Origin of the sequence: Microcoleus sp. S13_B4 (genome assembly GCF_036700885.1) — a bacterium.
GTDB lineage: Bacteria > Cyanobacteriota > Cyanobacteriia > Cyanobacteriales > Microcoleaceae > Microcoleus.
Map to the genome: position 1 here is coordinate 140,300 of NZ_JAUBPU010000009.1, position 12,628 is coordinate 152,927.

At 46.3% G+C, this 12,628-nt stretch carries 7 protein-coding genes; 4 read left to right on the forward strand and 3 right to left on the reverse strand.

The window, feature by feature from the left end; translation table 11 throughout:
* Nucleotides 1–358: 358 nt before the first annotated feature.
* Together QT994_RS08260 and QT994_RS08265 are read left to right on the forward strand one after the other, a co-directional pair.
* On the forward strand, nucleotides 359–3,277 hold the full coding sequence (locus tag QT994_RS08260; RefSeq protein WP_333173312.1) for a PAS domain-containing protein: 2,919 nt from the start codon (nucleotides 359–361) through the stop codon (nucleotides 3,275–3,277).
* 325 nt (nucleotides 3,278–3,602) lie between these two features.
* Complete coding sequence (locus tag QT994_RS08265; RefSeq protein ID WP_333043751.1) at nucleotides 3,603–4,100, forward strand: hypothetical protein; 498 nt, start codon at nucleotides 3,603–3,605, stop codon at nucleotides 4,098–4,100.
* A gap of 66 nt (nucleotides 4,101–4,166) precedes the next feature.
* Here the strand turns inward: QT994_RS08265 and QT994_RS08270 are convergent, their stop codons facing one another.
* The 3 genes from QT994_RS08270 to QT994_RS08280 form a co-directional block, all read right to left on the reverse strand.
* The gene (locus QT994_RS08270) at nucleotides 4,167–4,532 is read right to left on the reverse strand and encodes a response regulator transcription factor (protein WP_039886668.1); all 366 of its coding nucleotides are present in this window, start codon (nucleotides 4,530–4,532) and stop codon (nucleotides 4,167–4,169) included.
* Nucleotides 4,533–5,228: 696 nt separating this feature from the next.
* A complete protein-coding gene (locus QT994_RS08275) occupies nucleotides 5,229–7,574 on the reverse strand; it encodes a polysaccharide biosynthesis tyrosine autokinase (protein WP_333173315.1) in 2,346 nt (781 codons plus the stop codon).
* Nucleotides 7,575–7,858: 284 nt separating this feature from the next.
* On the reverse strand, nucleotides 7,859–9,340 hold the full coding sequence (locus QT994_RS08280) for a polysaccharide biosynthesis/export family protein (RefSeq protein WP_333043748.1): 1,482 nt from the start codon (nucleotides 9,338–9,340) through the stop codon (nucleotides 7,859–7,861).
* Nucleotides 9,341–9,705: 365 nt separating this feature from the next.
* Here QT994_RS08280 and QT994_RS08285 point away from each other — a divergent pair, with 365 nt between their 5' ends.
* Nucleotides 9,706–11,049: an O-antigen ligase family protein gene (locus QT994_RS08285; protein ID WP_333173317.1), complete on the forward strand. Its 1,344-nt coding sequence runs from the start codon at nucleotides 9,706–9,708 to the stop codon at nucleotides 11,047–11,049.
* Nucleotides 11,050–11,103: 54 nt separating this feature from the next.
* Nucleotides 11,104–12,450, forward strand: coding sequence for a flippase (locus tag QT994_RS08290; RefSeq protein WP_333043745.1), 1,347 nt, complete (start codon nucleotides 11,104–11,106; stop codon nucleotides 12,448–12,450).
* The last annotated feature ends 178 nt before the right edge of the window (nucleotides 12,451–12,628 follow it).

The window sequence follows — 12,628 nt, forward strand, 5'->3', positions numbered from 1 at the left end:
TTAACAGCAATATTCTGCTGTAGCTCAAAGAATCAATCAACTCGCTTGTTCACACCCGAAGACAGAATAAACAATTAGTATAGTGATAGTTAACTACTCTCTGGCACCTTTACCGCCTGAGCATGGTTTCTGAGCGGTTTTACAACAACTTACTTAATTAATTTGCTTGTGGGCCCGCCCCTAAAAGGCTGGTTGAGGATATTACAAGCTGTAAAATATAATAAAATACAAGCAAATACAATAAATTTATTGGCAAGTCTAATTAACCCACCAAGTACATATTTAAATGGTCGAGATTGCTCAATAACATATTGTTAGATTTAAAAATGTTTGCGCCCCTATAAAAAGTTAAAGGCTAATGCTCTCTATTCTGTTAATCGACGACAACCCGAACGATCGCCTGATGATCGAGCGAGAACTGAGGAAAACTTTTCCCGATTTAGAAATTAAAGCCGTTATTGATCTCCAAACTCTAGAATACATCCTGGCAGCCGGGGGTTTTGATATAGTAATTACCGACTACCAACTGCACTGGAGCGACGGATTAACTATTCTCCAAAAAGTTCACAGTCGCTACCCCAATTGTCCGGTAATTATGTGTACTGACAGCGGCAGCGAACAAGTGGCAGTCGAAGCTATGAAAGCCGGCTTAAGCGATTACGTATTCAAAGGGCGGCACTTCAAGCGACTGGCGGGGGCTGTGGGCGAAAGCTTGAAAAATCAGCAGTTGCGTGAGAAATACGCGAAAACCTCGGCGCAGTTGGCAATTTCGGAGGAAAGGCTGAGATTGGCGATCGAAGCCTCGAAAATGGGAACTTGGGATTGGAATTTATTAAATGGCGAGGTGGTTTGGTCGGAGGGACACGAACTGTTATTGGGGTTAGAAAAAGGCAGTTTTGCGGGAAATTACGAAGCGTTTTTTGCCTGCATTCACCCGGATGATCAGGCCTCGATCGCCCGCGCTGTTGCCTTTGCTTTAGAAAACAAAATAGAATACCAATACGAATTTAGAGTCATTTGGCCCGACGGCAGTTTGCACTGGATCGCGAGTAGGGGCAAGTTTTTTGATGATGATACGGGTAAATCGGTGCGATCGAGCGGCGTGGTTTGGGATATTACCGATCGCAAATTATCGGAAACGCGGGTGCAAGAAAGCGAGGAAAATTTGCGCTTTGCTCTAGAAGCAGCTAACACGATCGCTTTTACCTGGGATGTGGCATCGGGGGAAGTCCGCCGTTCCTCCAATGCCGAAACACAGATGGGTTTGGGCCCCGACAGCACCTGTGGTACTTTTGAGCAAAAAAAGAATGCCGTGCATCCAGAAGACCGCGAAAGGTTTTTGGCAGATGTGGATGCAGCACTCACCGGGACGGGAGTTTACGAGTCGGAATACCGCAAAGTGCGACCCGACGGCTCAGTGATTTGGCTTCACGACAAAGGGCGGGTGGTTTTTGACGCATCCGGCACACCCCTTCGGCTGTTTGGGGTGGCGATCGACATTACGGATCGCAAACAATTAGAATACGACCGCTCGCGCGCGTTGGCCCGTGAGCGGTCGTATTTGCGCCGCCTGCAGAAGTTAACCTCCGCGTCAGTAGCTATTAACTCCACGCTGTCTGTGGCAGAAATACTTCAGTTAGCAGCCGATAGCGCCCGCCAAATTCTCGAAGTCCACCAGGTAGCGGTCAACCTCGACCCTGCCGCCACATGGGATGCGGGAATGAGCAAGTTTTCCATGTCAGAAAAATACGCCGCGTGGCAAGATTACTGCGAAGAGCCAGACGGTACGGGCATTTACCAGCAAGTTTGCCAGCACCAACAGCCGATGCGGATGACTCAAACCGAGTTAGATGCTCACCCGGCCTGGCGGGGGTTCGGCAAGGCTGCGGGGAAGCACCCGCCGATGCGGGGCTGGCTGGCTGTACCGCTGACGACTCGGGACGGCAGAAATCTGGGATTGATTCAGTTGTCGGACAAGTATGAGGGGGAGTTTGCCGAAGATGATGAAACTATTTTAATGCAGTTGGCTCAGGCGGTGTCGGGGGCGATCGACAATGCCCGACTTTACGAGGAATCTCAGCAGGCAAATCGCATGAAAGATGAGTTTTTGGCCACTCTTTCTCATGAGCTGCGATCGCCCTTAAACGCGATTTTGGGCTGGGCGCAAATGCTGCGGCACCGCAGTTTGAGTCCGGCTGCTACTGAGCGGGCTTTATCCACTATTGAGCGAAATGCTAAATTGCAAACTCAATTGATTGAGGATTTGCTGGATATTTCGAGAATTATTCGCGGTAAGTTGACTTTGAATCCTTGTGCGGTAAATTTGATTTCGATGGTGGAAGGAGCGATGAATACGGTGCGGTTGGCCGCCGATGCTAAGTCGATCGATTTGCGGTTTGCAATTGGAGATTTGGGCTTAGAGACTGCTGAATTTTCCAAATTTGGGGAGGTTTCTGGCAATCCTGAATTTCAGTTAAATCCGAGATTTTGGGTATCAGGAGACCCTGGCCGCTTGGAGCAAGTAATTTGGAATTTGCTGACGAATGCGATTAAGTTTACGCCGCGCGGGGGGCGAGTTGAAATCCGGCTTTCGAGAGTTGATTCGGAGGTTGAGCTGGCTGTTACCGACACGGGAATTGGGGTTGCTGCGAATTTTTTGCCTTACGTGTTTGACTCTTTCCGCCAAGCGGATGCTACGATTACTCGCAATTATAGCGGTTTGGGGCTGGGTCTGGCGATCGTTCGGCAGTTAGTGGAACTCCACGGTGGCACGGTTTGGGCCCAGAGTCCGGGACTGGATATGGGATCGACTTTTAGTTTCCGCCTCCCTGCGATGCAGGTAAATTCGATCGCGGGCGAGGAAGCGCAGGTTTTGGCTGGCGCTGGTAATTTACTGGGAGTTAAGGTTTTGCTGGTTGATGACGAGGTTGATTCGCGGGAATTTATGAGGTTTGTCTTGGCAGATTCCGGGGCCGCTGTCATGGCTGCAGCGTCTGCTGCTGAGGCGTTTGAGGTGGCTTCGCTGTTTAGCCCGGATGTTTTGGTCAGCGATATCGGAATGCCGGAGGAAGACGGCTATTCGCTGCTACGAAGGCTGCGTTCTTTGAACACCCAGGGAGGGAAATTTTGGGCGATAGCTCTGACGGCTTATGCTAGGGATGAAGACCGCGATCGTGCTTTTGCTGCGGGTTTCGATCGACATCTATCTAAACCTGTACAACCCGATGTCTTGGTAGAGACTATAGTCAAGTTGAGGCAGCAAGGGCTAACAACTTAAAAAATTCAATTAATAATTGATAATTGGTAATGGGAATTGGGAATTGTGTTTGTAGTGACGACTTTAATCCTCATAAAACTCGCTCGGACTTGCATTCCTCACTACCAATGTATAATGCTGATTTTACCGGACACGAGCTGATCAACCAGACTCGATATCGACGGCAATCGCTCAACAGAGAAATATAAAAATTTGTATTTTTCCAACTATTCCACTTCTTGTGGGGTCGAGGTTCTAGCTCGCCTAAAATATGCAATTTCTATGCCGATTAGGTGATTGGTTTGTGTTAATATGCTAAAATATCCAACAACCACGCGGTAATTAGGTGGACAAACTTCAGACAGATATAGAGGCAATTTACTCTAAAATTGAGGAATTGCGCCTGGAACGCCAGCAGCTTAGTATTGCCGCTGCTGTCCCAGCCGGTGATTCGCCCCAAGCGATCGCCGATGCTTATCGGCGTCACGCCAGGGAAACAGCACAAGTGTCGGCAGAAGTCAAGGGGATTGATGATGCGATCGCAGCTCTGTCTGCTCAACTAAGTCAGAAACAGCAGCAATCGGTAAAGTTGCAAAGAATCACTCCGATGGAGCAGCAAGTTGAAGAAGGAAGAGCGCTCGCTCACGGACACGCGGAACGGATTAATGAACTGGCGGCGGAACTGGCGGCGGAAGTGAAGGGACTCAAAGCCATCGCCGACCAAATTAGTCCCAGCTACTGGCAGGTTTATTACAAGCCTTTTATTACGGGTTTTAAGAGTATTACTGTTCCCTACGTGCGATCGGACGGGGATGTTTGGACTATTGTCAATCGAGTAGTTTAGAGAGGCTGCGGGAGCAGAAATAATCAGCGCTCAAGACAATTTTTTTCCTGTCCCTATTCCTCTACCTCAACCTCGCAGCAATTGCTTAATAGTGCCGACCAATTCCTGTGGGTGAAATGGCTTGGCGATGTAAGCGTCGGCTCCTTGTTTCATTCCCCAGTAGCGATCGAACTCTTCACTTTTGCTCGAACACATTACCACCGGCAAATTTTGGGTTTTAGGGTCGCTTTTGAGCCGACGACAGACTTCGTAGCCGTTCATCCGGGGCATCACGATATCCAGAACGACTAAATCTGGGCGGTTAGCCTTGATTTGCTCTAGAGCTTCTACGCCATCACTCGCTACCGTGACGTTGAGCCCTCTACCTTTGAGCAAGTCGGCGATCATCTCCCGCAGAGTGACGCTATCATCAACAACCATAACTGTACTCATAAAGATACACTCATAAAAATACTCGGTAAGGGGGAAACTCAGCGTCTTTAGACCTGAGAGGGGTGGTTCGACGTAGCCCGCGCGAGCCACGACTAGGGCAGTTTTAACTGCCGCGACCATTCAATATGGCCTGCGGGAATGGTTCTTTCAAACGAGCGTGTATTTAGACCAGGGTAACAAACATATTTCCACCTAGTTTTTGCGTTGAAACTTTTACGAACTTCTGGTAATGTAGTACCGCTACATATATTACCGTTTTTGTGAAAATTTTAACTTTTTTTCCTGTAGCTGTCTACACAGATTTGACCCAATTATCAGCAAAACTTAGAAACAACTAAGTATCACGCCAACTGTTGACACCCTTGGTTAAAGATAACTTACCCACTTTTGTTGACTATCTTACTTTTTATTAAAATTACCGAGAAATCTCGGTTGACAGAGCTAGCTCTGTTTGTTAGTTTATCACTGTTATCTCAAGAATAGCATTTTTGCCTCAAACTCTGATTTTGTCCGTATCCTTTTCCCTGCTAGTAGGATACCTCAACCAAGGGCAGGGACAGAGCTGTTTGATTCTCTTGTAGGGGCAATCTCCCGTGGTTGCCCCCATCTCCCCATCTCCCCATCTCCCCATCCACAGAAAATGAAACAGCCCTGCATCGTTGGTGGTCAGCCTTTCGGTAGACCTCTTGGTCAAGCTCAGATACGAGTATTTGGTGTTTTACTACCCAAAACCGGGAGTTGATTGTTGTAGCCAGTATCAAAACCCATTGGTCTAGGCGACGAGGCTTGTCTAGAGCCTTTAATCCCATTCACAACTGTTCCTAAGACAGAAGCACGGGAAATTTTTAGTCCTTCTAATGCTTGAGTGACCAGAGAGCGGTCGGTGCGCTCGATCTTCACCACCAACAATGTGCCATCAGTCTCAGCAGCCAGGATACGTGCATCCGCCAGCCCCACCAGCGGTGGAGTGTCATAAATTACTAAGTCGAAAAAGGTTTGAAATTGCTCCATGAGATAAAGCATTTTTTGGGATGACAACAGTTTAATCGGGTCATGGAGATTATGCCCAGCAGTCAGAACGAACAGGTTGTTTTCTTCTGGCGATTTTTGAATCGCGTCGTTGAGGCTGAGGTCTGTGGCGATCACATCCGTGAGTCCGCGCACGTTTGGTAAGCCTAACAACAGGTGAAGTTGAGGCAACCGCAAATCTGCATCTACCACCAACACTCGCAAACCAACACTTGCTGCCGTCTTCGCCAGGTGAAAAGCAATGGTAGACTTGCCATCGCCTTTTACCGCTGAAGTAATCACCAACGATCGCATCGATATCCCTGGACTTAGCAACCGGAGATTCGTATAAAGAGAGGCGAATGATTCTAGAAAAGAATAATCTAAATCTGTGCGGAACTTGTTGCTCCCCGCCTGTAACTGCCGACTCTTTGCCGGATCATCGGCAAAATTCTCCACCGCTGGTATACGATGATTCGATTTTTTGGTGATTCTTTTGAGTTTTTGCGATCGAGGCACTACACCTAAGATAGGTAGTTTAGTTCCCCACTTCACCTCTTCCGGCGTGTGGAAAACCTTGTCGAGAACCTCTACAAGAAAACCTACTGCTAGACCAAACAGTAAACTCAACACTAATGCGATCGCCAAATTTTTCGTCTTATTTGTAGGAGTCACCGATAAAGGACTGCCCTGTTCATTCGTCATGATCGATGGTTCCTTGATCACCGTCCACGGCGTGTCCTGTTGCCCCACAGCTAGCTTCAGCGTTTCCCGTTTAGATAAAAACACCTTCAGGCTCTCTGTCGCCACCCCTAACTCTCGATCTAAATCCCCATACTGTCGCATGACCGAAGGCAAATCTTTGATGGTTTTATTCAAATTATTTTCACTTGCCATCAGGCTTCGCTGCCGAGATTCTAGCTGCTGAATTTGACCTTGAACAGTCTTGATCGTCGATTCAGCCTCTTTCTCCAACAGGCGACGCATATTTTTCTGCTTTTCTCGCAAAGACTGCATCGGCGGACTATCTTCACGATACTGGGTAGAACTAACTGCCAGTTGAGTTTCTAGCGTCTGGAGCTGACCTACTAATACCTCATACATTTTAGGGTTGATCGCCACTACTCCGGCTGTATTTCCTTGACTTAGCTGCTCCTTAAGATTTTTGTACAACTTCCTCGTTTCAGCAAGTTGCGCTTCAATGGAAATTAGCTGAGAGCTAATACCGCTTGCTTGGTCAGTAAAGCTTTTGCTGGTCTGATCTGGCAAGCTCAGGTTAGCTTGCTGGCGTAGCAATTGCAATTGTTGCTGCAGCTTATCTACTCGCATCCGCAGCGCTGGGAGCTGGCTATCAATATACGCCATACCACTTCTCGTCTGCTTCAGGCGCTCTTGGCGGCTATACTCTAGATAGTATTTGGAAACAGTACCTAAAACAGACTTAATTTTATCCGGGTCTTGATCCTGGTAAGTGAACTCTATAATTTTTGTGCCAGCTTCTTTCCCATCTTTGGAATAGATAATGCGGTTAATTTTTAACTGATTATTGATTTGCGTATAAGTAATATCTCCATAATTAGCTTGCACTTTCTTTAATAGTGGAATCAAAAGTTTCGGGCTCTTTAGAACTCGCAACAGAGTCGGATAATCTACCATACTGCTGTCTTCGACAGAGGAACCGACTTTGTTAACTTCATCAGCGCTAAAATTAGCACTCTGAGACTGAATCAATAATTGAGACAATCGACCTTCAGCCGTGATTGGCTCTACTAAAACCTGGACCCCACCTTGATAGAACCTGTTAATTTTCTTCGTTTTCCACAGTACCAGCGACCCAGAAATTCCGCCCAGCAAAAGTGCGACCGCCAGCATAATCCCCATTCTTCTTTGCACTACGGCAAACAACCAGCCCAAATCCAAAGGCTGTTGCTCATCGCTAATTTCGGTATTCTCTAGAGAGATACCATGCGCTGCTTGAGGCTGAACTCCATTGCGCTTCGAGACCGTTGGCTGGAAATTGTATCCTGTACTCATAGGAAAATTTGGGTTTGAAACCCCGTCCTAAAAGGACGGCTTTACAGTTCTCCACGAGTTGTAAGCTAGAAACCTACAATCCGTTGGTTTTGCATTTTGACACAGGCGTTTTCCTGTGTAAAAATCGTGTATGCCAATGCGGTTTTTTTTTGCATCCTCGCCACCTATAGCGGTTATCAAGCGTGGTGAGGTATGCCCTAGGCCCTATGCCCGTCGGGTACCTCATCTTTCGCTCGAAAGGCTATATATAGCATTTCCCACTGTTCAACCCTCACTAACAAATTTTATCTAGGCAACCTGATAAGCCCCAAGTTGTTCAGGAATGATAGGATCGCATTACCAGTGCTGGGTAATGCCAGAACGGCAGCAGCGGGACTTAAAATCTGATTAACGGTGTCTATTAGTGTGGCTGTATTAGAGCGCCTGACTACAATGATATCTTTACTGTGGACAACGGGGTTGGTCAGCTCATTGATTCCTTGAGCAAAATCAATTTCTACCATCCGCCGAGAAACAGTGCCGTCAAAATTGAGGCGGATGAGTTCCACCGAAGTCTTTTTAGCTCTACTGGTATTGAATCCTCCTGCCGCCATCAACGCTTGGTTCAGGGTGGTGTTGCTTGCCACCTCCACCACTCCTGGCCTGACTATTTCCCCGACCACGTTCACTTGAATCCTAGCCGGAGAAAAGCTAGCCTCAGCGATTTGAGATACTTCTGCCGGATTGATTTCCGTCGCAGTCAGAATGACAATGGAATCTCCATCTTGCACGATCGTATCTTGATTGACATCACCGCTTTCCAAAAGTTGCCAGAGGTTGACGGTAAAGATTTTTTCTTTACCAGCACTGGTGGGGCGGCGCACTAGAACTTGGCGAATGTCAGCTTGAGGCTTGAGACCTCCAGCTAGCTGAATCGCCCGTGTCACAGTTGGCAGTCCTTGGACGCTTTGACCCGATGACGTATCTCCTCCGACCACAACATACCGTCCCGGTCGGACTACCTCTCCTACCACTGCCACTGTGCGAGCTTGATTGGCGGGGGAGGCAAAGGTAGACATAGCAATTTGGCGGGCTTCTTCTAGATTTACTGCGGTCGCAGTGGGTATGAAAATGGCATCTCCATCCCGCAAGGTAATATCCACAGGCACATTGCCTGTCTGTAAGTATTGCCACAGATCGAAGGTGGTGGTTTGGATTTGACCCACTCCGCCCGCTCGTCGGCGCAGCTCTACCCGCCGAATGTCAGCGACTTGGGTCACGCCCTGAGCTTTTTCTACAGCTTGCACTAAAGTGGGAAATTGTACAGAAGGGACATTGCCTGCTCCTGAGTTGAGGGCAAGGGTATAAGAGCCTGGGCGGTTAACTTCTCCTGAAATCCAGACGTTGAGAGGCCGCGTTGCTTGCAGACTGAGTGTAACCTGGGGGCGTTTGAGAATAGGTTTGTAGGCTTGGGAAATAGCCGTACTTGCTTCCTCCAGAGTCAGTCCTTGGATAGAGATACTGCCAATTAGAGGTAACTGGATCACCCCACCCGCAGGAATCTGGTAGGTGCCACTGAATTGGGGCAAGTCGAAAATATCGATGCGGAGGTTGTCTCCGCCTCCGAGAGTGTAAGTACCGCTTGGGTTGGAGGATCTGACTCTCACAGGAGCGATCGCACCATTCCGTGAAGTTGGTTGCTGGGCGATTGTCGGCTGCGGGGAAGCTACATCAGTTATAGCTAACAGGCTCAGACCAGTCAGTATTGGGATTATTTGTCTAGGCAAACTTGCGTTCACAATATTACAATGTAATTTGATTAGTTACTTTAGCGTAACCTAGTGAGTAAAAAACTGCCAAACTATCGGTTCTAAGTAGAAGGCAAAAGGCAAAGAGCATTCGTCATAAGAGAAAATACTTAAGTCGCCGGCTCTATCGCTCTGACAATAGACATCTTGCATAATAATTGTGGAGCCGGCATCCTGCCTGTTCAAAATTGTTTTTTTTGGAGAGGTCTAATATTGAGAAACGTTTGAATATAAAAATCCTGTGTCCGCTAGTCGCCTAGATAAATCAGAATCTCAGTCACGAAGAGTCCTGATAATGTGAAGAAACAGCCAAATCAAGAGAAATATTTAAGGTTGGACTAGAAATGAAAGAAATTATCCGCGAGCCTTTATTTTTGCTGATTCTTGTGGCGATCGCAGTTATTGTAATGATGTTGATGTATCAAGCAGTAGCCAGGGATCAAAAATTCGGAATCAAGGTAGAAAAATTTTTTGGTGGCATACTTCTGTTTGCTATTTCAGGAGCGACTGGTGCAGGAGTTATGCCTTTTAGCAAGTTGCATCCGGCTGTGATGGCAGGCCGCGACACAACTATGCCCACTGTTGTCGGACAGATCGTAATTTATGGTGCTTTCCTGTTCATATTATCTCCTCGTCTACGTTCGACGCTGAAAGATTATTTAAAAGCATTATTGATTACTATGACTAGCGATCCGTCTTTAGCGGTGCTTTTATTCATGATATCGTTCTCGGTGTTATGGTCAGATTCTACTGATGTTAGCTTAAAAAACGGTTTAGTGATTTTAGAAACAACTTTTATCGCTATCTACATAGGAAAACAATATAGTTGGCAAGAGCTATATCCTTGGTGGCGCACGGTTAACTTATTCGTTCTATTATGGAGTTTGGTCAAAACTAATGGGGATGCGGCTGGGTGCTGGAATGGAATATTAGGCCATAAGAACCAGTTTTCATTTTTCATGGCTCAAACATCGGTTTTGTGGTTTTTGTTTGCCTTTTACTCCCCGAAGAATCGCCGTTTGGCGATTGTCTTCGGTTTGTTAGCTTCCTTGGGAGTCCAAAAAGGATGTAGCGGGGCAAGTCGAATCTTGGTTGTTATTTTATTGGGTCTTTGCTTTTATTTCAGCGTCATCAAAAAATTGCCGGTTCAGTGGGCTGTCGTTTCAGTCATACTTTTCCTAATCATCAGTATTGGTCTAGCAATTGTGGTGATTAATAATCTCGAGGCGATCGTTGTCGGTGGTCTCCAAAAAGATATGACGTTGACAGGGCGAACGGAATTTTGGCCACAAATCGTAGAAAAAATCAATGAAAGGCCTGTGTTCGGCTATGGAGTTGCTGGTTTTTGGCAACCTTGGCGCGGTTTGGAAAATCCTGCTCACGGTATTATTATAGTTAAAAGCCAATTTGTCCCGCCCCATTCTCACAATGGCTTTTTAGACTTAGCCTGCGATTTAGGTTGGGGGGGATTGATATTATTTGTGTTGTCATTTTTAAACAATATTGTGAAGGGAGTGGTGTATTTAACCCGCGCGCGACTGCCGGAAGCTGGCTTGCCTCTTTTCATCTTGACCTATACACTAATGACAAACCTGACGGAAACAGGTCTTTTTGGGTCAACCAGCGTTTGGTTTTGGTACATTGTCATGTCAGTCCGCCTTAGCCTAGACGTTTCAGAAAAGAGTTGAACTGAAAGAGAGCTATTTCAAAAAATCACCTGCTGTGTAACGAATCGAAAATTTATGATATTAGACAAGCTCTTTGCATTTATCGATAGACTCAGCCCAGGACTGCGTAAGGTGATTATCAACACAACTTGGCTGTTTGCTGACAAGATCTTGCAGCTAGGTGTGGGTCTGCTAGTAGGGCTTTGGGTCGCTCGTTACCTACAACCAGAGAGATTTGGCTTGCTCAACTATGCGATGGCGACAGCGGGACTATTTGCTCCGGTTGCTAGCCTTGGGTTGAAGTCGATCGCGATTCGCGACCTATCTAGAGATTCGTCTAATAAGGAAGAAATTCTCGGTACAGTTTTTGTCTTAAAAAATATCGGTAGCTGGATAGCTTTATTTTTAACGGTAGGAACAGTGATTCTGTTGAATCCTACGGAACCCTATACTCAATTGTTGGTAGGGATAGCAGCATTCGTCAGCCTGTTTCAGCCTTTTGAAACCATCGATTTCTGGTTTCAGTCGCAAGTGCAATCAAAATATACTGTTATGTCTGCAAATTCCGCTTATTTAATTATGAGCATAGTGAAAATTATACTCATTAATCTCCGAGCTTCACTGATCGCATTTTCCTGGGTGATGGCTACGGAGTCTGCTTTGAGGGCTTTGGGATTGGTGATTGTTTATCAAGTGAATGGGAATCAAATACTAAGGTGGCGATTCAGCGGGAAGCTGGCGGTAGAAATGCTCCAGCAAAGCTGGCCGCTGATTTTGTCGGACTTTATGATCTTCATTTATATGCAGATCGATCAGATCATGATGAAACAGCTTAGTAGCGCTGAAGAATTAGGACTGTATGCAGCAGCAGTCAAAGTTTCTGGACTATGGTATTTTGTGCCTCTGGCTATAGTCGGCTCTGTTTTTCCATCGATTGTTAAAGCTAAAGACATTGGTGAAACTGTTTATAATGACCGCCTGCAAAAACTCTTATATTTAATGGCTGTCATATCATATGCAGTGGCAATTCCTGTGACGCTGTTTGCGGAGCCGATAGTGAATATTCTGTATGGAAAAAACTATCTTGGTGCTGCTCCCTCTTTAGCAGTCCTGATTTGGGCTGGGCTGTTTGTTTGTTTGGGAAGCGCCAGAAGTACATGGCTAATCACGGAAGGGCTGTTGAATCTTTCGGCCACTACAACCGCTGTGGGTGCGGTGGTTAATATTATTTTGAACTTGATTTTAATTCCCCGTTATGGTGGTTTGGGAGCAGGTATTGCCACTCTGATTGCACAAATGGCGGCTTCTTATGTAGCTCACGCATTTTATCCGGAAACTAGAAAGATGTTTTGGATGCAAACGAAAGCTATTTTTATGATCGGTATTATCAAAGAAATACGTCAATTTTTATCTACGAAATAAACAAAATAGATGGATATATAGCAATCCTAAATCAGTTTCAATAACTTCCAGGCGTTTCGCCTCTTAATCAATGTCACTTGTCACTCGAGAGCGTGTCACTCTTGCAATAAGTATAAATGCTCAGAAAAAGCAGAATAGTAGCTTTGAGCTATTGTTGAGCAAAATAGGCGAAAATAGT